Raw genomic sequence first — 21,238 nt, 5'->3', positions numbered from 1 at the left:
ATCTGGCGAACCCACCTGCCATTACGGACGGCCCACAACTCGAAGTGTCCGGGGAACTGGCTGTAGTAAAAGCCGAGACCGAGTTCGGTGGCTTTCTGCTCGCCAGCCTTGAGACCACCCGCCTTAATCGCTTCGAGAACCTGATGTGTCTTACTCTTTCTCATGTGACTTACCCCTTCTCATTTTGAATTTCGAGTGGTAATGATGCTTAACGGCGCTGGTAGCCAGAGGCCAGGGAGGGCGCCAAAGTGAAGTGCTTTCGTTTTTAATTATATACACACGAAAAGAGATGTGAAGGATCTCCGTCATCGGTCAGCCTGGCGATGGCCGACATAAGTGGTCGCCTGGCACCAAGACCTGATCACCCTCCGCAAAGCCAATGGCAAGGAGCGAAACCATTCCGCCACGCAAATGGTGCCATCTCGAAAGGTAACAACATGAAGCATGCCGTACTCAGGGCAGCCGCCCTTACATTCGTCCTCTTCGCTGTCCAGGCCAGCGCAGCCAACTGGCTGAAGGTAGTCGAAAAGTCTGCCCAGGAAATCGGAGATCATTCCTCAACGGTTCAGCATAATGGAACAATCGAATACGCATTTAGCCCGCATGAGGGAGCCGAAAGATTGGTCCTGAAGGTCATTGACTCGGCTCGCTCCGAAATCCGCATGATGACCTACTCTTTGACTTCAGCGCAGGTGGTAAGGGCTTTAATCGCTGCACGTCATAGGGGCGTTGATGTTGCTATCGTCTCCGATTACAAGAGCAATGTCGCCGAAGACAAGTCAGGCAAGGCACGCGCTGCCCTCTCCGCCCTAGTAAATGCTGGCTGTCGTGTCAGGACGATATCGCTCTACCCCATCCACCATGACAAGGTAATCATTGTAGATAGGGAAACCGTTGAAACGGGAAGTTTCAACTACAGCGATGCCGCCGCGGGCAAGAACAGCGAGAACGTAATGGTGATTTGGAGGAACACCGAGCTAGCTAAAGGCTACCTGGAGCACTGGAACAGACGCTTCTCTCATGGTGAGGATTACCAGATCCGTTACTGAGAAAGAGATCAGAAAAAACCAGAATGCTGTCATGCGACCTGATAGGATTAACCTGTAAATAATCATCAACTTAATGGTTTCTGCCACTCGTTGGAGCAGTGCCCTTTTGAATGTGGAGCGCACTATGGAAACTGATCTCAAACTCACGAATGAACAGGAAGCGTTGTTCCAGCCAGGATGCTTTGTTGTGCTGCATCCAGAGAGCAACCATCCAGACGCCGGTCGTGTCGGCAAGATCATCAACCGCATTGGCAAGGAAATGCTGGTTGAGTTCTTCAACGATGAACTGATCGGCAAAACCGAATTCAGCATGATTCCGCTTGGCCACTGGGGGCCTGTACCGGAATTCTTAGTCGAAGAATATGAGCCTCGCGCCAAGAAGCGCGGCTGGCGCGTCACCGAGCGCGGCATAAAGATGTTTCGTGATCTAGGTTGGGGCTACACGGCGGCAACGGAGGGTAAAGCCTGATAGATAGCGTGGCGTGCCATTGCACGAGATGCGTTTGTTTGCTGTCCTATAGGCCAGCAGATCCATTCCTCCGTCTAACCTGCGGAATCAAACTGCATTTCCGTATAGAGCAAGGCAGCTCCATCCACGATAATCCCAAAATAATCGATTGTCCTTGCACGGCGAGGACGTACGCCTCTTTCGCATGATCGAAAAATCAACAAAGGACGGTATCAAGCCCGTCATCATCACCGTCGACAGCCGGGAAACACGTTCTGGTATTGCCCTCAAGCTAAAGAACATCCCCGGCGTGTCTCTTGAGCAGGCAGAACTGACCAGCGGCGACTATCTCATTGGAACGAGCGTCGCTGTCGAGCGCAAGGCTGCCAGCGACTTCGTGATCAGTCTCATGGAGGGGAGGCTGTTTGATCAACTGGCCCGCATGGTCATCGAGTATGAGCGGGCAATCGTCCTGGTTGAAGGCAACATCTACGAGACGCGCTCGGCAATCAGCCCGGAATCCCTGGATGGCGCCTTGTCCTACATTTCCTTGCTCTCGGGTGCATCGCTGATCCACTCGCCGTCCCTGGCGCGAACCCCTTTCATCCTTCACCGCATGGCGCTCCATGTTCAGAACGGACTGGGTTACGAGATACCCCTTCGAGCCAAACCGAAAGGACTGACAGCGGCCCAGTACATCCTGGAGGGCCTCCCTGGTGTCGGGCCAAAGCTGGCCCAGGCGCTACTTGCCCATTTCGGCACGCCACGCGCCGTGTTTTCTGCAACCAGAGAGGAGTTGCTTCAAGTAAAAGGCCTTGGCCCGAAGAGCGCAGACACCATCATATCAGCCCTCTCGTAACCGCCGTCAATTACCCCCCGACTGAAGTCGCGGGTTTCCTAGCGAGGTGTTTATGAAAAACCACACGAGAATCTTTCTTCGCCAAGGCTTAACGGTTGTTAAGGACAAGCTCACTTCCCGAAGTGTCTTTCCGAAAATACGGGGCTTCCGTCCTATTAAGGATGCGTCCGGACAGTACGTCTTTGCCTGACGAGGGCAAGATGCAGGCAATCATCCTTTACCCGGGCGGCGAAATCAATAGCCGCGAATTGCCGGATGACGAGAAACAGCGCCTTCAACTGCTTAAGGATCTCGTGGGCGGCCACCTCGAAGTGGTGCCCGTGCCGGGCGCCAAATACCTGGTCTTTTGGGAAGAGGTCAAGGATAGCCCGCATCTCATCAATGAAATCGCTACTGTGATTGCACGAGAAGCTGAGTCCATTCAATCGGACGATTACCTCGCAGGGGTTGTTGTCGTCGTGCCTTGGGAGGCACTGTCTTGACGCCATCGGAGCTCGGCCTTGATCAAGAAAGCAGCAAATATGGCGGCATCTATTTAAAGCATACAAATACTGCTTTTCTCTTGCCAGTGCCCTTACGGGCCTCGTTACGCGCCCTTTCGGGCGTCTCCCCTCGGGAATCTGTCTGCCTCGGTCCGTTTCGTGCTTACCCGTTAGAGGAAGCTTTTGGCATCCGTCCAGTGCGCTCCATTTCGTGAAAGGCAGACCTAAAGTCGTAGTGGAATTGCCAACTGTTCTCGGTCTGCTGCCCTCCATGACGGCACAGAAAATCTGCAACACTTGCAGGCACTGGCGATGTAAAAAATACCCGCCGACCGTCCGGGGAGAATACCCCATCGCCGATGCTGGAGATAACGTCAAAGTGAGCTAGCCCATGGTGCAGAGGGCGATCGACTTTATCTCTGGCAGGTACCTTGCGAAACCGGACGGGGATGGCAGTAGGATTGCGCCAGGCTAGGACCATATTCAATCGGTAGGCAACATCCGGATGAATCTCAATATGGCAAGTGCCAACTTTGTAGAGTCTTACTCTGATTGCGCCGCCGTCGAACTCGTACCAGACGCCGAAGTTGCCAGCCCGGTAGATGCCTTCCATCGCCCGAGCGGTGAGCATCGCCGGCGGCTCTCCGCGGCCTGAGAACTTGGCTATCACGCACCGTAGGTCATGGACCAAATTGCAGCGGTCGTAACAAAGCGAACCGAAGTAGGTCAACATCCCCGAGAGGATCATTCGCTTGCAGAATCCCTCTGGACTGTTCGTGGCATGGCGGTCGCTGAGATTGTAGAAAAGACCTTCCACCCTGTCCGCAAAGAACTTGGCACGACTGGCGATCATGGTCTGCAAGGTAGCTCGAACACTGGCAGGCTCGAATGGAGGCGTTTCGTGCGCTCGTATCTGGCGAGTCCATTCGTTGCGTACCTCTGCCGGCATCAAGTCCAGGACGTCCGTGAGCTTCATTGCGCGGGACCAGAAATACGAATCCAAGGCGCGGATAGCGGGACCGGCGGCAAACAGCTCCGTTGCCGTGTAATGCCCGACACTACGTTCCTTCTGCGCCCCCGCGAGGAAATAGCACATGACATCCGACGCGCCTGCAACGTAGCCGGAGATCTGCTCAATGTCGGCTCGCAACTTCTGGTATTCGGCGAATAGAGCGTTGAGGGGCGTATAGAGGGCAAGCGCCGCTGTCTCGTCGTCGAGAAGGGCAAGAACCTCGGTTTCCTGGCTCATTCCGATAGTCCTGATGGCAATGGATTACCCGTCATCTCGTGCAGGATGGTCACTGGCAAGCAACTCACGCCGACCCTGTTGCGGCGGGTGTAGATACGTAGTGCGCCCGACAATAAACAATCCCACACCTCATCTACCTCGGACTGGGTAGCGGGACGGGTCAGATAGACATTCAGAACCTTGTGCAGCTGGCCACCCTGCATCCAAGTAAATTCGCCCAAGCCAAGGGCGTTGCCGTAGCACGGCAGACCTTGCCAGCCGAGGGACCGCCAGGTGCGCCAGACCTCCAAGGCTGTAGCGCCCAGGGATGGTTTGCTGACCACAGGGACAGATTGGGATGCGCTCATCATTTCAGGCAGCCTGCAGGAACATCGTTCCCAGCCGAATTAAACCTGCCAAGACCTCTTCATGCCGGGATAGGCTAGGCCGTGCAACTCCATCGTAACGGCGAGGAGCTTCAATCTGATCACGAACGGCCATGTAGTAACGCTGGGCTTTCGCTGATTCAGCGGCAGCTACCGCAAGAAGCTCCATGACTTTATCGTTTGCAGTAGCATCATCGGGTTGCGGGTACTGGTTATACGCTTTCCGCAGCACCACAAGGCGCTGTTCGTTGGCTTCCCAGGACTTGCGTATCGCTGTGGTCAGTTCGTTGCGCAGGGCCGAATTCACTACTCGCCTGAATTCTGTAATTTGTTGTTCGTCGTCAATAGGAATTTGTCCGATGACAGAGACCGCCACGTTGAATTGCAAGTAATAGCTGAAGTAGGGAGCAGGGATCAGTTTGTGATTGACCCAGATATTGGGGCGTTCGAGAATGTCATCAGCTGACTCGAAATATCGTCCAAGATGGCGAGCGGCCCGGTTTTGTGGGCGGCGCGGGTCGAGGGCGAGGACCTGCATAAGGGCGCAGGCCTGCTGCCAGTCGGCATCATCCGGGCTGATTTTTTTCGGACAAATGACCATGGGATTCTCCTTCGTCGGTTCGGTGCAGTCGGTAACTGCTGCCCATCCTACGCAGGAGGCATAGCCATTTCTGGAAATTCTACGGAACCGCGAAACCGCTCAGAACAGCAGAATTCCACGTCCATCGCTGAGCCTGTCCGGCGCGGACGGGCCACTTAAATTCCGTCCGGTTGCCGCCGGTCATGGCAACAGAGCTGTTGCATAATGGCCCGATGGTATTTTGCGAAGCTCCTCCTCTCATCCTGTTCTTACATGGCGATCTAGCCATCACTACGCGCTCGATCCCATCGATGCTGGCAGTCCCACTCTACCTGCTCGTCTGCCTGGTGCATTGCATTCGGAGGCGGACGATCGGCTGGATGGATCCACTCATTGTGTTGGGGCTAGTCGCTGGGCAGCTTGCCGTGTTGAAAACCAGGATGGTCACCGACGGAGCTGCAGGGCTCCCGGGCTACGCACTCCTCGCACCCTTCATGATCTTCCTAGCAGGGTATGCCGTCTGGCGGCTATCTGGGCAAAAGCCGCTGGAGAACTGGCCGTGGCCACGTTTTGGCTTGGTGGCCACGCTGACGCTATTGCTGTCGGATATCGGGATTGCTTTGATGACGCCGGCGGCGTCCGGCAAGGTCTGGCAGCTCGGGGGTGCGTGCATGAAAGATGCGCTGCTGATCGGCCCGCCGTTCGTGATGATCGTGTTCTATTGGCTCTTAGACTGTCGATCGCCCATGGTCTTCTGTAGCCAGAAATGCGTCCGCCTAGGACGCTGCCGTTTCGGCATGGATGGGAAAAGCGGGGACTGCCACTGCCAGGACAACAAAGGCCTGGAAGAAGCGTCCCGCGCTAGTTGATCAGCAGATCAGAGAGGACCAGGAAGGTGAAGAGGAAGGCAGCGACGATGCTCGCCGCCTTCCACCCGGACAAACGGAACCGGTCAAGGTTAAAAGAAACCGCGATACCGAGCACGGCACCAATGGTCAGTTGGACGACCTCAGCAGTATTTGCAGCAATCATTTCGGCTCCACCTGCTCAATGTAGTTGGGCCGGAACAGCCGACGCGGCACCGGCCCACTTGGACTGCTTGCGCATCTGCATTACCAATTTGCACAGCTCATCTTCGGTGAAATGCTCACCGACCACTGAGTTGTCCTTATAGGCGAGAGCGCCCAGTACCTCGATGGCCTGCATGTTGCCAGCCTTGCCGGCACGGTACAGCCAATAGGCGGCCTCCTTGCGGTCCTCCAAGGTGCCGAGGCCTCCGGCCAGGCACATGCCAAGTGCCGCCTGGGACGGAACGTGACCCCGAATGGCCGCCTGACGGAACCAGGCACAGGCGTCTTGCGGGTTCTTCTCGACACCGCGACCGAGGGCAGACAGGGCAGCAAAAAAACCCATTGCGCAGGCATCGCCCCTATTCATGGCCGCTTTCAGCAGCGGCACAGCCGCAGCATAATCACGTCGTTGCAGAGGAACGATGTATGGGGCAGGAGCAGCGTCCTCGTGGGACACCACAGCGCCGAAGAATCTATCCAGAAAGTCCATGATTCTTTTTCCTTTTACGAAAACGCATGCGAATCCTCCTCGTGGGCAGGTCAGGCAATGCGAGCGAGCTGCGGGTATTCAGCTTTAGCATGAGCGTGCTCCTAGTTGATGGCCACAGCAAATCCCTGTCGGGATCGGCAAGTAGCAGGTTAAGAAATTGTTTAGCATAGCCGTCCGTAAGGTACGGAGCAACTTTGCCGCTGGATGACTCACTTATACCAGTCCTCTACGTGTGTTTCTTTTTTTTCTTTGACGTGTCACATTACGCGTCACCAGATTGTTCGGTTGCGGATCCAGGAGGTCGCCCGGGCGGCAGCCAAGAACGATGGTCAGTACCGCCAGTGTTTGCAAGTTGAGACGCGCCGGGGGGGATTGTACGATCCGGGCGAGCTGGGCATACTTGATTGTATCGGGGGCAATAGCCATGATCCGGTGGTGCAGCTCGGTGACAGTATGGATATTGGCAGCCTCCATGCATTCACGCAGTCGCCAGGTGACAGGGAATATCAGGCTCACAGTCTTACCTCCTTGCCCATCGCCTTTACGCGGAAGTTCGGCAATCCGCGCAGCATCGCGCGACCAAAGCGGGATTCCCAGAGACGAGGGTCAGTAACAACCACTTGTCCGTGGTCGGTTTCATTACGGATCAAGCGACCGACGGATTGCTCGAGCTTGCGCGCGGCATCCGGTACCGATATCTCCATGAAGGGATTGCCGCCGCGGCGTTCGATCCATCTGGCCAACGTACGAAGAACCGGGCTGTCGGGGACAGCGAACGGTAGCTTGGTGATCACGACCTGGGTGCAGTAGCTCGAGGGCAGATCAACGCCCTCCGTGAAAGACGCCAAGCCGAATATTGTGGAAGGCTTGCCGGCATCAATGGCAGCACAATGGGCGGAGATAATCGCGGCCTTAGACTGCTCGCCTTGAACCAAGACCCGAGCACGCAAATCCTTCGGCAACCGACCTGCGATGTCTTCCATCTGGCGCCGACTGGTGAAGAGCACCAACATCCCTTCAGGGCCCTGCTTAGCCATGTCGGTGATCAGGCGATCAGCCACCGCCTTGGTATGGGCCTCGTAGTGCTTGGGGCTCGGCATCTTCGGGATGTCGATGAGGCCCTGGGTAGCGTAGTCGAACGGGCTGGGTAGGTCTACGCACGAAACTTCGTAGGAATCCAGGCCTGTTCGACGAAGGAAATCATCGAAGGTCCCCAGGGTGGTAATCGTAGCGGAGGTCAACACCACGCCTGCAGCTTTTTCCCAAAGGAGGTGGCGAAGGTAGTCGCCGGCGAAAACCGGAGAAGCATTGATCTGGTAGTCGACGCTGTTCTTCTTGAAACTGATGGCCTCGATCCACTTGGCCACCGGCGGGGCGTTCTCGCCTGGCTCCTTAAGGAAGAGGTTCCAAGTAGTGTGCACTTCCTCCATCCGACCCAACTGGAAGCCGACCTCGGCCAACAGTTTTTCGAACAACGCTTGCTTACTGCGATCAGTGCCGAGTTGGTCGTTGAGGGCGCGCTGGCACTCGTCAAGGAGGCCAGACAAGCTGTTCGTCAAGCTCTTGATGTTCTCGCCGATCTCGAAGAACTCCTCAGGGAGGCAAGAATCCTCGAACTCAATCGTTGGACGAGGACATTTGATGGACGGTTGCAGCTGTGCAAGGCTCGAGAGGAAACCGTAGGCGTCAGTGAGATCGGAACGCAGCCGATCAGCCTCATCATGGATCTGCTCACATGTATGCTCATATGCGGACCCCAGTGCTACCTGAAGATTGGTAGCCAGGTTGATCAGCTTTTCGGCCGACCGGCGCTCGGCATTGATGAAGTGGCCAGAGGCAAAGCTCGAGACAGCCTTCTCGGGGAGACTATGAGCTTCGTCGATGACGTAGAAGCATTCCTCCGGAGGTGGAAGGATCTTGCCGCCGCCCATAGCAAGGTCGGCGAGGAGTAGATCGTGGTTGGCAACGATCACCGAAGCATCGCGCAAGCGCTTGCGCGCGGCCATCTGGGTGCAGCTTTTGTAGAACGGGCAGATCCGGTTGAGACAGCCATGACGGTCGGTAGTAATCGACTTCCATACCTCATCAGTTACAGCATCCCGTAAGTCACGATCGCCATTCCAACGGCCTTCCGCTAGATCCTTTGCCATAGCCTCGATATCCTTCCGGATCGAGTCGGAATCGACGTCGCCAGTCGCGCCAGCACGTTCTTCCTTGTGGTCGAACATGGCGATCTGCTGCATATCACCAATCGCCTGATTGAGCTTGTATTGACATACGTAACGGGTCCTGCCCTTGGCGAGCTCGATCGATACGTTGAGACCTGCTGCCTGGCTGAAGAGGGGGAGATCGCGAATCGTCAGTTGCTCCTGCAAAGCGATGGTCGACGAGGAAATGACCAGCTTCTTGCCCTTGCGCTTGGCCATGACCATGCCGGCCAGTCCATACCCCAGGGACTTGCCGGTACCGGTGCCACCTTGAATGACCAAAATGGTCTGCCCAGGGACTGGCTTGCTGACACTCAGTCCCGGATCAGGACAGCGGGCCAGAGTCTTCGCCACCTCAGCGATCATCACTCTCTGTGCCGGGCGCGAACGGAAACCTGGGATGGCCTTGGAAATGGCAGCCAGCTTGTCGCGGATTTCTTGTTTGGTGTCTTCGGTGAGCATGACGTCGGTCAGTGATTTCAGATCCGTCTTCAAGACTACCGATCTGACCTAGGCGCGTTTGGAATAAGTTCTACTCTGCGTAGTAATCGTTCAAATCAACCGCAGCCGGGGCGGCGATCCACGGCTCGAAAAGGCCCTGGGGTTTTGACCGGCCTTACTCGAGGGACCCGGTAGCCATTCGACCAACCAAATCCACGAATTCCTTGTAGTGCGTGTCGGGTGCGCATGCTTGATTGACACCCTCCCCGCCCTGAACGGCGGGGTCTGTCGCGCATTTCGATCAGCAGGGCAACTGCATGGAATTGGCTGTGCGAAGGAGGGACGCCGAGGGAACCATGCGCACGAAGGTGCCTTCTTCGTAGTTGTCGGTAATCGGTACGGTCTGCTCGATGCCAGTGACGAAATCCAGAATTGGATTTGCTGACTCGAATACGCCGCTGTTGAGGGCCGCGAACACAGCATTTTCCGCTTCTTCTGGATTGTCGGTAGAGCAGAGGATGAACGCCTTGATCACAATAGCCATGGTTGAAAATCCTTACGAGTGGATGATGGTGCCAGGTTCCGCGATGACGTGGGCAGATCCTTAAGGGCCAGACGGCCATGAATCTCCAGGTTGCGCAGCTCTTTGTCGATGAATGCGGATGTGTCCATGCCTTGGCAGCTTATGGAACCGATCAGGGCATTTCTGAAAAAAGTACCGATCGACCATCCCGCCAAGTCCCCGTCCGCGATGGATGGATGAAACTGATCAAAAAGAGCGAATTAAAGGCTGCATAAGTTCAGAAACCTTTGGCACTCCTTTGTGGAGGAAGGAGCGCCATGCGGGTTCAGCACGTTGGATACCGAGTTCGGGGGTTTTACCGGATAGCGAAGCTGGGGCATCTTTGGGACCTGTCTGCGTGCAACGCACAGGCAGGGATGATCCCCAAAGATGCCCAAGAACGACTGAAGATTCTGCGGTTTTTTGACAAACACGGCCTGGCCGCCACGGTCGATGCCTTCGGGGTGTCGCGCAGAACCCTCTACCGCTGGAAGAGGGCCCTCAAGGAGGCGGGCGGCAACCCGGCGGCTCTGGCCGCGAAGTCCTGCGCACCCAAAAGGCGCAGGGTTCCCAAGACCGATGTGCGGCGGGTGGCCGAGATGAGACGGCTGCGCACGCTCTACCCCAACCTGGGCAAGGAAAAGCTCCACGTTTTGCTTGCCCCCTGGTGTGCCAAGCAGGGTATCGCCCTGCCGTCGGTTTCCACCATTGGCCGCATCATCTCCCGCGCGCCGGACAAGATGCGCCTCACCCCCCACCGGCTCGATGCACGCGGCCGCGTCAAACCCGTGCGCTGCGCGCGCAAGGCGCGCAAACCCCAAGACCTCAAGCCTGCGCCGCTGACCCTGTGGGCCGTAGACACCATCGAGCGGGTGCGCGATGGCATCCGCCGCTATGTGCTCACCGCCATCGCCCCCGTCTCGGCCACGGCCTTTGCCGTGGCCCTGCCAAGCAAGCATGCCCGCTACAGCGCGCGCGTGGCCGAAGCCCTCGTGCAAGGGCTTGCTGCAGATACGTCCCGCTAACTCCTGTTCCTCTCCGACAACGGCTCGGAGTTCAAGGGCGCCTTCCACCAGACCCTCACACGCTTTGGCCTCACCCACTACTGGACCTACCCTAAGAGCCCCAAAATGAACGCCCATGCCGAATACACGAGCAAGACTCAAGGCGCAAGGCAAAAGAGGCAAGGTTTCGTTCTTTCACACCTTTCACCTTTCACCTTTCACCTTTCACCTTGAACCTTGCTTCTGCTGATTTACCGACTGGCTGGTCGCCTACAACACCCTCATCCCCCACCATCGCTTAGGACTCCTCTCCCCAGTACAATGGCTCCTCACCCATCACCCAGAGTGCCAAAGGTACTGGACGAATACAAAGGCTTGCAATCTGAATTGATAATAGATAGAATAACTAACAAAGATTCAGCACTGCAGGATGTTTGTTCCGGTGCAATCTCACTGGCGTCTTACGGGTTGTCGATATTCAATCCGCTATTTCGGTCGCGGACGCTTTCACAAAGCGTCCGTCTTCCGGACTCTGGCCTGCGGTTGTAGGCCATTATGACCTGTCCTCTTGGTGCAGGTCACCTGTCACATATGTGACAGTTTTTTCGATGCTCTGCATCGGACTCCCCAAATTTTGGCTGGCCTTTGGGCCGGGTTCGTTTGGCGCGCGGTCTATGCTCGTCATGAAGATATGTTCTGCGCATATCAAGAATGGAACCCCAGATCAGCTCTGCAGAAGTTGATCGCCGCTGGATCAAGCGTGAATAGCCCCACGGGGCTATTCCGCTCCAGCGTATCCACCCTCGTCGGGACACCATCCCGACAGGGATCACGGTGTCCCCTTTTAGGAGACACTGTGATGAAAGTTATGATGATAGTTTGGATCGCTGCTCTGAGCATCGCCTATCTGGTTGCTGGCCATTCTTTTGAACAGGCTCTGCTTGCTGGAAAAGTCGTGCTCTTCGGCTTCGTCCTTGGATTTGTCGGTGCCAAGCTTTCTGCTGCGCTCCATGCGTTTCGGGATGCAAAATCCGTCATTTCCACACATCGTCGTTAACTTGCAGCATTAGACCCTTTCGATCTTTCGAGGGGTCTTCTTTATGAGACCACTGGTCGCATAAAGAAGACCCTTTACTTGGCTGAGTTATCAGCTCGTCCCTTACTGCTTCGGACGTGATCGAAGCCGCTCACCGTCGCCACGGCGACACTTCCCTGATCGGGGCACCTTCCCCGACAGGGGTCATGGTGCCCTTTTCGTTTATCGAAGGAGTTCCACCATGAAAGCACGTATCACCCTGTCTCTTCTTTTCGCCCTGCTTGTCGCCAGCACCCCTGCTCGTGCCGACCTGCTGACCGGACTTCTCGTCGACGCTGCCTCGCGTCTTCTGAGCAAGGGTGTTCATTCTGTCGTCGACGCGGCCAAGGAGGCCGTAACTCAGGAATCCGAAGAAGATCGCAAGGCGCGCGAAAACGCCGAGATCGACAAGGCTGCTGATCAGATCCTGGCTCAGTATCCCGAAGATCAACGCGAGGCCAAAAAGCCTGAAGTCATGATGCGTCTTACCAAAGTCTATGCACAGTACAAGACGATGGAAGAGCGTCAAGAAGCCGTTCGCGCCCAGCAAAACAGCATTGGCAACATCATCGTCGATTCCACGGTCGGTTCTGCCTCGGCGGTAATCGGTAATCGCATGGCGATTGACGCCGCCGCTCGCTCCGCCTTTCTTCGCGCGCGGTTCTGATGAGGAGCCCGGCAGTTCTCCCTGACCTCTGGTTGGGGAGCTTTTCAAAGCGCCTTCGTTGAGGACGCTCCGAAAAGCTGCATGACCGGTTTTCCCGAGTGATCGGAAACGCCTACTGCTCTGCGTTATGAGCAGCTATCCCCTCACCTTCGTGAGGTTCCCGTCGGGGGCACAACTCCCGACAGGGAGTGGTGCTCCTCTCTACCAAGGAGTTGCACCATGAAAAGCTTTCCCATGATCGCCACGCTGCGGAAGTCCGGCAACAAAGTCATTCCCCTCGCTAAAGCCGCCTATCTGGATGCCGTGGCAGCAGCGGCCCAGCTCGCCATCAACTCCATCCCGGAAGAGGGGGCGGTGTTGTGGTCGTGCCGCGTCGGCAGTGATTGGCGGTACTACTATCACCTCGAAGTCCGCGCCTATCCGGATCAGCAGTACCGGGTGGTGTGGCGTCACAGCTCTGGCCACCAGAACCCGTCCAAGATGGCCTACACCTTCTTGGTGGACGCCATTCTTGAGGCGTTGCTTGAGCGTCGTGATTACTACCAGGCTGAAGCGGATGACCGTGAAGCTGCGCTCGAGGTCTGCTACGCCGATCTGGCGATGCAGGTCTAACGCTGCACTTCAAGGTGTTCGCATCCTTTCCCCTTCCGGCTGGAGGGGGCTTCTCAGCGCTCCTGTGCCAACGGGGGCGGCGAAAAGCAAGGTTTTTTCGGGTGACCGAGAACGCTTACGGCTCTGCGTAATGAGCTGCTGCCCTCACCGATGTTTGGTGAGGATCCTCTGGTCGGGCCCATCTCCCGACAGGGGGCATGGTGCCCTTTGTTAAAGGAAACACCATGTCGAAAAGCATCTGCAAAAAGGATGTCAAGGCCAAAGCCGCTGGCATGTGGGACCGGATCATCCGGACGCTAGCGCCGTCGATATCTCCTGCGTTGGATCGTCCTGGGCTCGTGCATATAGACTGCCCGATGCATGGAGGGGCTCGTGATTTCCGGGTCTATCGTGACGTTGTTGACACTGGTGGCGGTGTTTGTACCTGCGGAAACTGGCCCGACGGTATTGCGCTGATCGGGGCAGTGAATGACTGGACGTTCAAGGACACGTTGTCAGAGATAGGTCGGATGATTTTGGGTGAAAAGCCCGAGTTGACTCCTGTCTGTCGTGAAACGCGCAAGCGTGACACTGCCCGTGAAGATGCCGCGATCCGGCAGCGTCTCATGGCTCTCTGGAACGGCGGCCGCTCCATCAAGAGCGACGAAGCACGTTTGTTCTGGATATACCTGATGGGACGCGGACTGAAGCCGCCTCGTAATCTCCAGAGCGTTCGTTTTCACCCGTCGATGGCCTATTACGAGAAAGGCGAGCTGGTCGGACACTTCCCAGGTTTCATGGCCTGCGTGATGGCACCCGATGGCACTCCGGTGACCATTCACCGGACGTTCCTCTCGGAGGATGGTCGCAAGGCCCCCGTCGAGTCGCCGAAGAAGCTGTGCCCCCATGCGAGCTACCGCCCGCTGCAAGGTGCGGCCATTAGACTTTTCCCGGCTATGGACACCATCGCGGTGGCCGAAGGCATCGAGACGGCGCTTGCTGTGACGGAAATGACTGGCATTCCTTGCTGGGCAACCGTTACGGCCGGCCTGATGGCGGAATTTATTCCTCCTCCGGGCATCAAGCGCGTCACGATTTTTGCTGACAAAGACAGCCCGAGCAAATTCCACCCAAGCGGTCATGGGCAGGAAGCTGCAAAGGCGTTGGCGGAGCGGCTGTGGAAATGCGGTATCCAGGCTGGCGTAGAACTCCCACCTAGCGATATCCCTGAAGGAAGGAAAGGGATTGACTGGCTGGATGTCCTCGAAGGTGTCAATGCTCTCAAGGCAGCTTAATCACGTGATTCACCAACTTCTCCCCGTCCTTGTCGGGGAGTTTTCCAGACGGTCTGATGCAGGCCGCCTGGAAAACTGAGCGAGGCGTTATTTCTTCCTTTTCGCCACGGCCGCTTTGAAGCCGGCGCCGGCGGAAAACCTCGGCACCGTGGTTGCCGGAATCTTGATCTTGGCGCCGGTCTTCGGATTCTTGCCGGTGCGCGCAGCCCGGGTGGAAGCCTTGAAGGAACCAAAGCCCACCAGGGTCACCTGATCGCCCTTGGCGACGGCAGCTATGATGGTGTCGATGAATGCGTCCAGGATCTTGCCTGCAGCTGCTTTGTTAATGTCGGCGCCGGCAGCGATGGCGTCCACGAGTTCGGATTTATTCATTGCGTTTTTCTCCTAGTGATGAAATACGAGGCAAATCAATGCCTCAAACAGATCATAACCCACTGACATAGGGGTTTCTAGTTCTCTCGGGTGTCCGAGGACGCGAACTGGTCTGCGTTATGACCTGCCACTGACGAGTATCACTATCGTCTTTCCCTTGTGGGGCCACATTCCCCACCGGGGAGCATGGGCCCCTGTTTAACGGAGGTATCCCATGTTTAGCAACAAAGAAGCTGCTTTAAATAAGAAGGTTCTTCGGCCGGAAACGGTCATAGCATTGGAAAACGCCACTTTCTCCACACGCGCGCAAGCGTTGCCCGGAGTCGTGGAAGTGTCTTACAGCATCGGCGAGGTTCCGGTGTCCGGAGAAAATCAGGACGAAGACACCATCGATGTTCGCCGCTGCATGCGCATCTCTCCGGACATCGAAGAACGCATGGTGGTCCTCGATCGCGGCATCATCATCGCTGGTGGCCTTGCTTATGACCAGGATTCGAGTTACCTGAATCCCTGTGAACCGGGTATGGCCAACGGCAACATCTATCACGCCAGCAAATGGCGTGGTGATGCTGATGAGCAGCGAAGCTATTACGCTGCGCTCGGCCTTGACGGCGATGGCAACAAGGATTTCTCATGCCAAGTCGTTACGGACCGGATCGTGAAGCGTGTGATGAAAAGGCTCAGCAACGATCTCTCGCTTCTCACGCGGCTAATGCACCGCTTGCGTGCTACCGGTCGTCCCGTATCGAAAGCGAGCCTGGAAAACGTGATTCAGTTCGCGATTGACCAGGAAGGCTGGAAATATGCCCTCGATTACATAGCAGACGCTCTCTACGGCGTCCGCTTCTGGAATCGACTGGACAGCAAGCTGCAGGATGATCTTCAACCGCTAGCAGACCTTATCTCAGAATCTGAGGTTGAGGCCTGCTGGGATGAAGCATTCTCAGCTGGCGAAGTGGGTAATCCCTTGGCCATTCCCCTCGACATCTATGAGCACGGCGGCTTCGCCTACTCTGTGAGCGGGACCGGAATGAATTGCCTTTGGGATACGTCTCGCGCCGCCGCAGTGTGGGTGCCTGATCAGGATGCCATAGACAATATCCTGTCGAATGTGCTTTCTGAACTTGGCATCGGCCAGGTTGCCTGGTTTGGTGCGCTCGGCAGCGAGACCGATCCGCTGCATGCCAGATTCACCCTGGACGGTTCAACCTGGGTGGGGGAAGGCAAAGGCTGGAAGTGGCGTGAAGCGCTCGATCAAATGGTCGCGGCAAGTTCCAAACCCATCGACCGGAAGGCGCTGGACTCCCTGATGAATGCCAAGGCAGTGGAATACTGCAATGGTGTCCTCGAGGAGTACAACGATTGGGTGAACGGCAACGTCTATGGCGTGCTGTGTTACGTGATCGATCGCTCAACCGGCCGGATCATCGAGGACGAAGCAGATGAAAGCTGGGGCTATCTCGGTATCAAGCATGCTAAAGACGAACTCAACGAAATCATGCTTGCGAAGGTGCTGAAATACAGCCAAACCGACCATTAAGGATTCGCTCCTTACCGTCCGCAAGGGCGGTTTTCTTGAGCGTCCTGCAAGACCAGGGCATTCAAGAAAACCATCGGTTTTGTCTCGTGAGAGGCCAACGCCCGCGCGTCCTGCGTTATGGACCGCATTTTTCCTTTGGCCGAAGGGCCTTGGGTATCTTCAACCCTGCGGGGGCATTTCCCGCCGGGGAGTGCTGCCCGCAAATTCCTTGCAAGGAGATTTGCCATGAATCAAGCAGCACTCGAAAGCAACAGCATCACCAGCGGCGTCAACGAATCCCGCTTCCTGGAGCACCTGAAAACGCTCTTCAGCACGTCGACCACCGTCCTCGCGGAATGTTTGCAGAACGGCCGGCGTGCTGGTGCCAGCTCAATCGTGTTCGATTACGACGTCTCGGAATCCTCCCTGACGATCACGGACAACGGCTGCGGTATCGCCGACTTCCGTGCGCTCATCACGGTAGCTGAGTCGGGCTGGTCTCAGGAAACGATGGATAGCGAACGCCCTTTCGGCATTGGCTTTTTCTCGGTTTGTTTTGCCGCCGAGAGCGTCCGTGTCGAAAGCAAAGGCAAGCAGATTCAGTTCTCCTCGGAGGATCTGATTGCCAAGCGCAAAATCGCAGTCGAGCCGTCCAGCTTCATCGGCGGCACGCGAATCACTTTGCATGGCTGCAAGCTTGATGCGGAGAAAGTAGGTCAAGCGCTTGCCATCTACGCCAAAGGCTTCGCTATTCCCGTCTTCTGGCGGGGAGAAGAGTTGCCGCGGCCGCACGCGCAAGCAAATCTGGTAGGAAAGCAAACGTCCGTTGGGTTCATCCACGTCCCTGGTATCCATGACGATTCCAATACATGGTTCGTGCCCTATGGTTATGTCTACTGCCAGGGTCTGCCGGTCAATGTATCAAGCTTCACACCCCACTACGGCAAAGAAATCCGCCCGATTGTGCATGTCGACCACCTGCGATACATGCCGCGCATGCCGGACCGCGACAGCCTGATCGACCCGCAACAGGCAGCCAAGGATATCAATATGGCCCTGAAGGAGATCTGGCGGGAGTATCTGGCAGCAAAAAAGGCGGAGATGTCACCTGCGGACTTCGTAAAGACCTGCTGGTCGAAAGCGAGGCACGCGGAGTGTCTCGATCTAATGGCTGACGTGCCAGTTTTGCCCACCGAGGTCCTGACCTATGTGGGAGAGACACCGAGGCTGGTAGAAGACGGTGACGGTTTCCTGTATCAGTGCAGTGAGCAGATAACGGAAACCCAAGTGGTGTCTGGAGCGGTAATGCTCTTCCGCGAATACAACGAGGAAGACTGTGGCGATTACTTCGCACGCCTCATGTGGGCGGAGAAAGCCAAGGTCATTTTCGTTTCGAGCGAGCTGCCCGAGCAGCATTGGGCAGTAAAGCACCTGCGGAATCTCGGAGAAGAGGAGGTGAAAGTAAGCGGCCGCGCGGTGGCCACCGATCACTTCAGCGGTGGCTGGGTCGATGGCGACGTGAAATTGATGGAGAACCTGTCGGTCACGATCGCCGGCATTAAGCATCCACTGACTGAGGCCGTTGCTGTTGGATCTGGTGAGTGGGGTGGCTCGCGCACGTTCCTAGTACCCAAGGGCATCACTCATGCCGGGTATGTACTACGGCAGGCATCGACCTACACCGACTCCAACGATAAGTACTGCGAAACCGACTACGAGCTCGACGCTGTTCTCTTTGACGACTTGGTTGCGATCATGTCCGGTGAGCCGGCTGTAGAAACCCTTAAGAAGTGTCTCTACAATGCAGGCGTCCGTAACAAGACCAACCTCCGCAATAGCAGCTTCCGCGTGAAGTTCGACGCAGACGGCAACATGACGGTCACAGCTGAATAAGCCCGACTGTCTTCTGGCCTTTCCCTCTGGGAGAGGCCTTTCTTGAGCAGTCCTGAATGGACAGGCTACTCAAGAAAGTATTTCTCTTCTTTAAGAAAGAAGAGCCGCCGGTTTTGATCCGTGAGGACGAACGCCAGCAGCCAAGCGATAGAGGCTGATTTCATCCTGCACCTTGCGGTGTGGGGTCTCAACCCGTGCTAGGTTAACCCTGCAAGGGTTTCCCTTGGCTTGGTCCTAAACTCGCTGTGTCTTGCGGCTTATCGCAGTAAGCGAGCTGTAAAGATGAAGTATGCTGACCAGGCTGACTTAGCAGAAACGCTGCTCAATTTGGCGAAGCTCGATTCCTGAGCCTAGCCAACTAACCGCCCGTTGGGGGATTGCACAAGTCCCTAACGGGGATGCTGTGTGGTCTCCGGCGGGTTTTTTTCAACCCCAAAAAGGAGAACACTATGCATAACAAAAATCAGAAGTCTTTCTGGACCCCAATTGTCCAGTTCGCCGGGCACACCTTCATCGGTAGCGTTCTTTTCTTGATCATTGGCGCTCCCGCTGTGGGCCTGTCCCTTCTCGTCCACGCCCTGGGTGCTGCACAAATCGATGGGTTCACCATCGTGGTGCTCAGCTTCCTAGAGCGTGCTATTCTTGTAGCAGATGCTGGGTTGTTCATCATCTACCTGGTGGTGACCGCCTTCAAGTCTGTGAAGGAGATGTGGAAATGAAAAAAGGGCATGGCATCATTAATGAGTTCTGGCAAGCCGCTCGCGAAGGTCCAAGGTTGTATTTCGCGCCTTTGATAGGCGCTGCCAGAGCTATCCATGAAGAGCTGTCCGCGAGCGGATCGGCTCGCTTTATCAACATGAACGCCAGCACCGAAGTCTCCTGCGCTTCAACAAGAAAACGGAAACGCTAAGGAACGAGAAATCAAAAGCAGCCCGAGGGCTGCTTTTTTTTTTGTGTGCGCCCGGCACGGGCGCACTCTTGGAAGTGAAAGTCCTCCCGTAAGTTGATCACAGCGAACGAAGCGAAGCGCAACTGCATGAGGGTGACCGAGTGTGGGGAGGAAGCGTGGAGCGAAGCTGCGAGCCGATGGACAACTTCTCGAACCACCAGGTGCGGACCCGCATGCCGGGCGGTGTGGGAGGGGCTCGGTCAGGTATCCTGATCGCCCCTATCCCGATCAAGATCCGGGAAGGATCGCGGTTATTGGCTGTTGGCCTTTTTGATCGCGGACATCACCTCAACCATCTCTCGTTTGATCTCAGCCGCCCTAGCCGGATCAGCCGGTAATGGGATGTTGCTTCCCGGCTGGTACACAGACTGCATGGCAAGCGACTCCTCCATCAACTCGCCCATCCGAATCGTTGCTTTGAGCAACGGCAGTCGCGGGTCGGTGGGAGGCAAGTAACCATTGCGGAGGGTCTTGAGAACTTCAGCCATTCTGGGGGCAAAGACGCTCCGGCTACGCTCGTCGCTTTCCTTGATGGAAATCTTTCCGGCCGCGACGTCTTTTTCCTCCTGAACGAGCGATTCCATCAGCTCTGCAAACTGCTTCATACCGGCAGCTACTGTCGCCGAACCGTGAATTGACTTCTCGATATCGACGCTCGCTTCGGGTGCGAAATGCACCAAACTCACTGAGGTCAGTATGGCCAGCGCCAGACCAATGACACCACGTTGAAGACGTTGCTGTCGGAAGGCCACGATATTTAGGCGTTCTGGAAGAAGATGCGCCAACGCGGAACCAGCCAGCAGGCCACCAACATGCGCAGCAGTGTCGATCCCGGTCTTCGTCAAGCTTTGAATGATCGAGTAAGTGATGAAGAAGCTCAAGCTGGTGATCATCTGCTTGCTGAAGTAGTTCGGCAGGCGCTTGCGGTGCTGGAAGATCGCAACGAACAGGGCACCGGTGACACCGAAGATCGCTCCAGAAGCTCCAACCGCAACGGTGGTCTGTGAAGCGAAATGAAGGCTGAGCGAACTGCCAACAATGCCGGATGCAAAGTAAATCAGTGTGTAGAGGAGGTGCCCATAGATGCGCTCTACAATCAAGCCGGCACTGACCAGGGCCGCCATATTGATAACCAAGTGAAAAACGTCCCCGTGAAGGAACATCGAGGTCAGAAGACGCCAGCTCTGTCCGCTCTGAACCGCTGAGGTAGCGTTCGCGCCCCACTCGTAGAGCATCGAGATCGGAGCACCGAGGATCTTGGCGCCGGAGGCAACCATGGCGATCCATACGATTGCGTTGGCCACGACCAAGAAAGAGGTGACCCAGGGCATTGGGGCGAGCTCACGCACGCTTTCTAAGAACTTGCGGACCTCGCGGACAGGATTCGTAATGTCTACCACGGACTGATCGCTCCGGTTGCACAGGTGACGGCTGAGCGCTTCAGCCAATAGGTCCTGTGCCTGAGCATCCAGTCCTGCAAGTGAAATGTGCGGCCGAGAGGGATTGATGCCAGTCAGGAAGTGTTTCTTGTCCGGCAAGCCCAGATCTGGCGAAAGTGCAAAAACAAGGTAGGGTTGGTCATGGATCACCTGGATCGAGACGTTTTTGATGTCTTTCCAAGACAGTTTCTTCCTCGGCCCGGACAACATGGGAGACTCAATACCTTCGTCGCTGATCTGGATCACCAGTTGCCCAGGACGAAACTGCCGAAGTAGGAAGTAATCCACCAAGCCGATGAGGACCAAAAAGGAGATCACCATTGCGACGACGTTTGTCCCGGTGTGAGGCGCACGCAGCATCGAGATCGTGAAACCGATCAGGGCAAAGCCCCAAAGCAGCATGCGAGACTTGTACGCCTCGCCCCGATTGGACGAGAAGAAGGATTCGATCCCTGGTTGGATCACTTGCGATTTGCTGTCCACAGATACTCCCTGATAGGCCCGAAGTCGTTGCTCGCCCTGGTCAAGGCGAAGACGACATTTTCAGGGCCGGGGAGGGGGGCGGCAATCGGGAAAAGCAGACGAAACCGGGGGCTTGGACGTAGGAATGGACGCCTAAATGCGTCCGGGTT

25 protein-coding genes are annotated in these 21,238 nt (G+C 56.2%); 15 read left to right on the top strand and 10 right to left on the bottom strand.

Annotated elements, in window-relative coordinates:
* Positions 1-437 precede the first annotated feature (437 nt).
* The 4 genes from EL335_RS13260 to EL335_RS13245 all read left to right on the top strand — a co-directional run bounded on the left by EL335_RS13260 (position 438) and on the right by EL335_RS13245 (position 2,838).
* The gene (locus EL335_RS13260) at positions 438-1,049 is read left to right on the top strand and encodes a phospholipase D family nuclease (RefSeq protein WP_126448049.1); all 612 of its coding nucleotides are present in this window, start codon (positions 438-440) and stop codon (positions 1,047-1,049) included.
* Between the two features lie 124 nt (positions 1,050-1,173).
* Positions 1,174-1,518 (top strand): hypothetical protein, encoded by a 345-nt coding sequence (locus EL335_RS13255; protein ID WP_126448047.1) that lies wholly within the window; start codon positions 1,174-1,176, stop codon positions 1,516-1,518.
* Between the two features lie 184 nt (positions 1,519-1,702).
* Entirely contained in the window at positions 1,703-2,356 is a 654-nt protein-coding gene (locus EL335_RS13250) for an ERCC4 domain-containing protein (protein WP_126448045.1), read from the top strand.
* Positions 2,357-2,556: 200 nt separating this feature from the next.
* On the top strand, positions 2,557-2,838 hold the full coding sequence (locus EL335_RS13245) for a hypothetical protein (RefSeq protein ID WP_126448043.1): 282 nt from the start codon (positions 2,557-2,559) through the stop codon (positions 2,836-2,838).
* A 163-nt stretch (positions 2,839-3,001) separates the two neighbouring features.
* On the opposite strand, the gene EL335_RS13240 is transcribed toward EL335_RS13245, so the two are convergent.
* Genes EL335_RS13240 through EL335_RS13230 form a run of 3 tightly spaced genes read right to left on the bottom strand, consistent with a single transcriptional unit; the run spans position 3,002 to position 5,053 of the window.
* Positions 3,002-4,087, bottom strand: a complete 1,086-nt coding sequence (locus tag EL335_RS13240; RefSeq protein ID WP_126448041.1) for a DUF4942 domain-containing protein — start codon at positions 4,085-4,087, stop codon at positions 3,002-3,004.
* Positions 4,084-4,437: a hypothetical protein gene (locus tag EL335_RS13235; protein ID WP_126448039.1), complete on the bottom strand. Its 354-nt coding sequence runs from the start codon at positions 4,435-4,437 to the stop codon at positions 4,084-4,086. Before EL335_RS13235 ends, EL335_RS13240 begins: the two co-directional genes overlap by 4 nt.
* 1 nt (position 4,438) lies before the next feature.
* Positions 4,439-5,053 carry a hypothetical protein gene (locus tag EL335_RS13230; RefSeq protein WP_126448037.1) on the bottom strand — a complete coding sequence of 205 codons (615 nt, stop codon included), beginning with the start codon at positions 5,051-5,053 and terminating at the stop codon, positions 4,439-4,441.
* A 182-nt stretch (positions 5,054-5,235) separates the two neighbouring features.
* Between EL335_RS13230 and EL335_RS13225 the strand changes: the two genes are divergently transcribed.
* On the top strand, positions 5,236-5,901 hold the full coding sequence (locus tag EL335_RS13225) for a hypothetical protein (RefSeq protein ID WP_126448035.1): 666 nt from the start codon (positions 5,236-5,238) through the stop codon (positions 5,899-5,901).
* Here EL335_RS13225 and EL335_RS14390 read toward each other — a convergent pair.
* From EL335_RS14390 to EL335_RS13205, 5 genes are all read right to left on the bottom strand, one after another.
* The gene (locus EL335_RS14390; RefSeq protein ID WP_172600125.1) at positions 5,894-6,064 is read right to left on the bottom strand and encodes a hypothetical protein; all 171 of its coding nucleotides are present in this window, start codon (positions 6,062-6,064) and stop codon (positions 5,894-5,896) included. The two genes, EL335_RS13225 and EL335_RS14390, sit on opposite strands and share 8 nt — an antisense overlap.
* Positions 6,065-6,079: 15 nt before the next feature.
* A complete protein-coding gene (locus EL335_RS13220; RefSeq protein WP_126448033.1) occupies positions 6,080-6,592 on the bottom strand; it encodes a tetratricopeptide repeat protein in 513 nt (170 codons plus the stop codon).
* Positions 6,593-6,805: 213 nt separating this feature from the next.
* Positions 6,806-7,108: a helix-turn-helix domain-containing protein gene (locus EL335_RS13215; protein WP_126448031.1), complete on the bottom strand. Its 303-nt coding sequence runs from the start codon at positions 7,106-7,108 to the stop codon at positions 6,806-6,808.
* Positions 7,105-9,294, bottom strand: a complete 2,190-nt coding sequence (dinG, locus tag EL335_RS13210; protein ID WP_126448029.1) for an ATP-dependent DNA helicase DinG — start codon at positions 9,292-9,294, stop codon at positions 7,105-7,107. Before dinG ends, EL335_RS13215 begins: the two co-directional genes overlap by 4 nt.
* Positions 9,295-9,541: 247 nt before the next feature.
* Complete coding sequence (locus tag EL335_RS13205; RefSeq protein WP_126448027.1) at positions 9,542-9,784, bottom strand: hypothetical protein; 243 nt, start codon at positions 9,782-9,784, stop codon at positions 9,542-9,544.
* Positions 9,785-9,861: 77 nt separating this feature from the next.
* On the opposite strand from EL335_RS13205, the gene EL335_RS14385 reads away from it, so the two are divergent.
* The 6 genes from EL335_RS14385 to EL335_RS13180 all read left to right on the top strand — a co-directional run bounded on the left by EL335_RS14385 (position 9,862) and on the right by EL335_RS13180 (position 14,434).
* Entirely contained in the window at positions 9,862-10,038 is a 177-nt protein-coding gene (locus tag EL335_RS14385; protein WP_172600124.1) for a hypothetical protein, read from the top strand.
* Between the two features lie 141 nt (positions 10,039-10,179).
* On the top strand, positions 10,180-10,827 hold the full coding sequence (locus EL335_RS13200) for a helix-turn-helix domain-containing protein (RefSeq protein WP_284155515.1): 648 nt from the start codon (positions 10,180-10,182) through the stop codon (positions 10,825-10,827).
* Between the two features lie 838 nt (positions 10,828-11,665).
* The gene (locus EL335_RS13195; protein WP_126448025.1) at positions 11,666-11,863 is read left to right on the top strand and encodes a hypothetical protein; all 198 of its coding nucleotides are present in this window, start codon (positions 11,666-11,668) and stop codon (positions 11,861-11,863) included.
* Positions 11,864-12,083: 220 nt separating this feature from the next.
* Positions 12,084-12,548, top strand: coding sequence for a hypothetical protein (locus EL335_RS13190; protein ID WP_126448023.1), 465 nt, complete (start codon positions 12,084-12,086; stop codon positions 12,546-12,548).
* A 219-nt stretch (positions 12,549-12,767) separates the two neighbouring features.
* Positions 12,768-13,160 carry a hypothetical protein gene (locus EL335_RS13185; RefSeq protein WP_126448021.1) on the top strand — a complete coding sequence of 131 codons (393 nt, stop codon included), beginning with the start codon at positions 12,768-12,770 and terminating at the stop codon, positions 13,158-13,160.
* A gap of 224 nt (positions 13,161-13,384) precedes the next feature.
* Entirely contained in the window at positions 13,385-14,434 is a 1,050-nt protein-coding gene (locus EL335_RS13180; protein WP_172600123.1) for a DUF7146 domain-containing protein, read from the top strand.
* An 87-nt stretch (positions 14,435-14,521) separates the two neighbouring features.
* On the opposite strand, the gene EL335_RS13175 is transcribed toward EL335_RS13180, so the two are convergent.
* On the bottom strand, positions 14,522-14,806 hold the full coding sequence (locus EL335_RS13175; RefSeq protein ID WP_126448017.1) for an HU family DNA-binding protein: 285 nt from the start codon (positions 14,804-14,806) through the stop codon (positions 14,522-14,524).
* Positions 14,807-15,020: 214 nt separating this feature from the next.
* Between EL335_RS13175 and EL335_RS13170 the strand changes: the two genes are divergently transcribed.
* From EL335_RS13170 to EL335_RS13155, 4 genes are all read left to right on the top strand, one after another.
* The gene (locus EL335_RS13170) at positions 15,021-16,346 is read left to right on the top strand and encodes a hypothetical protein (protein WP_126448015.1); all 1,326 of its coding nucleotides are present in this window, start codon (positions 15,021-15,023) and stop codon (positions 16,344-16,346) included.
* Between the two features lie 225 nt (positions 16,347-16,571).
* Positions 16,572-18,218, top strand: coding sequence for an ATP-binding protein (locus EL335_RS13165; protein ID WP_172600122.1), 1,647 nt, complete (start codon positions 16,572-16,574; stop codon positions 18,216-18,218).
* 449 nt (positions 18,219-18,667) lie between these two features.
* Complete coding sequence (locus tag EL335_RS13160) at positions 18,668-18,937, top strand: hypothetical protein (protein ID WP_126448011.1); 270 nt, start codon at positions 18,668-18,670, stop codon at positions 18,935-18,937.
* Complete coding sequence (locus tag EL335_RS13155) at positions 18,934-19,128, top strand: hypothetical protein (RefSeq protein WP_126448009.1); 195 nt, start codon at positions 18,934-18,936, stop codon at positions 19,126-19,128. Before EL335_RS13160 ends, EL335_RS13155 begins: the two co-directional genes overlap by 4 nt.
* A gap of 290 nt (positions 19,129-19,418) precedes the next feature.
* Here the strand turns inward: EL335_RS13155 and EL335_RS13150 are convergent, their stop codons facing one another.
* A complete protein-coding gene (locus EL335_RS13150) occupies positions 19,419-21,089 on the bottom strand; it encodes a rhomboid family protein (RefSeq protein WP_126448007.1) in 1,671 nt (556 codons plus the stop codon).
* Positions 21,090-21,238: the final 149 nt, after the last annotated feature.

The organism is Sulfuricystis multivorans, from assembly GCF_003966565.1.
GTDB classification, from domain to species: domain Bacteria; phylum Pseudomonadota; class Gammaproteobacteria; order Burkholderiales; family Rhodocyclaceae; genus Sulfuricystis; species Sulfuricystis multivorans.
The sequence above is the reverse complement of the archived record's forward strand: the minus strand, read 5'-3'. Positions and strand labels throughout refer to the sequence as shown.

Coding starts and splice junctions, on each gene's coding strand:
- EL335_RS13230 (WP_126448037.1), bottom strand. CDS start 5,053: ATGGTCATTTGTCCGAAAAAAATCAGCCCGGATGATGCCGACTGGCAG.
- EL335_RS13250 (WP_126448045.1), top strand. CDS start 1,703: ATGATCGAAAAATCAACAAAGGACGGTATCAAGCCCGTCATCATCACC.
- EL335_RS13170 (WP_126448015.1), top strand. CDS start 15,021: ATGTTTAGCAACAAAGAAGCTGCTTTAAATAAGAAGGTTCTTCGGCCG.
- EL335_RS13155 (WP_126448009.1), top strand. CDS start 18,934: ATGAAAAAAGGGCATGGCATCATTAATGAGTTCTGGCAAGCCGCTCGC.
- EL335_RS13195 (WP_126448025.1), top strand. CDS start 11,666: ATGAAAGTTATGATGATAGTTTGGATCGCTGCTCTGAGCATCGCCTAT.
- EL335_RS13200 (WP_284155515.1), top strand. CDS start 10,180: ATGATCCCCAAAGATGCCCAAGAACGACTGAAGATTCTGCGGTTTTTT.
- EL335_RS13235 (WP_126448039.1), bottom strand. CDS start 4,437: ATGATGAGCGCATCCCAATCTGTCCCTGTGGTCAGCAAACCATCCCTG.
- EL335_RS14385 (WP_172600124.1), top strand. CDS start 9,862: ATGAATCTCCAGGTTGCGCAGCTCTTTGTCGATGAATGCGGATGTGTC.
- EL335_RS13205 (WP_126448027.1), bottom strand. CDS start 9,784: ATGGCTATTGTGATCAAGGCGTTCATCCTCTGCTCTACCGACAATCCA.
- EL335_RS13225 (WP_126448035.1), top strand. CDS start 5,236: ATGGCAACAGAGCTGTTGCATAATGGCCCGATGGTATTTTGCGAAGCT.
- EL335_RS13245 (WP_126448043.1), top strand. CDS start 2,557: ATGCAGGCAATCATCCTTTACCCGGGCGGCGAAATCAATAGCCGCGAA.
- EL335_RS13165 (WP_172600122.1), top strand. CDS start 16,572: ATGAATCAAGCAGCACTCGAAAGCAACAGCATCACCAGCGGCGTCAAC.
- EL335_RS13190 (WP_126448023.1), top strand. CDS start 12,084: ATGAAAGCACGTATCACCCTGTCTCTTCTTTTCGCCCTGCTTGTCGCC.
- EL335_RS13180 (WP_172600123.1), top strand. CDS start 13,385: ATGTCGAAAAGCATCTGCAAAAAGGATGTCAAGGCCAAAGCCGCTGGC.
- EL335_RS13260 (WP_126448049.1), top strand. CDS start 438: ATGAAGCATGCCGTACTCAGGGCAGCCGCCCTTACATTCGTCCTCTTC.
- EL335_RS13255 (WP_126448047.1), top strand. CDS start 1,174: ATGGAAACTGATCTCAAACTCACGAATGAACAGGAAGCGTTGTTCCAG.
- EL335_RS14390 (WP_172600125.1), bottom strand. CDS start 6,064: ATGATTGCTGCAAATACTGCTGAGGTCGTCCAACTGACCATTGGTGCC.
- EL335_RS13160 (WP_126448011.1), top strand. CDS start 18,668: ATGCATAACAAAAATCAGAAGTCTTTCTGGACCCCAATTGTCCAGTTC.
- EL335_RS13240 (WP_126448041.1), bottom strand. CDS start 4,087: ATGAGCCAGGAAACCGAGGTTCTTGCCCTTCTCGACGACGAGACAGCG.
- EL335_RS13220 (WP_126448033.1), bottom strand. CDS start 6,592: ATGGACTTTCTGGATAGATTCTTCGGCGCTGTGGTGTCCCACGAGGAC.
- EL335_RS13175 (WP_126448017.1), bottom strand. CDS start 14,806: ATGAATAAATCCGAACTCGTGGACGCCATCGCTGCCGGCGCCGACATT.
- EL335_RS13185 (WP_126448021.1), top strand. CDS start 12,768: ATGAAAAGCTTTCCCATGATCGCCACGCTGCGGAAGTCCGGCAACAAA.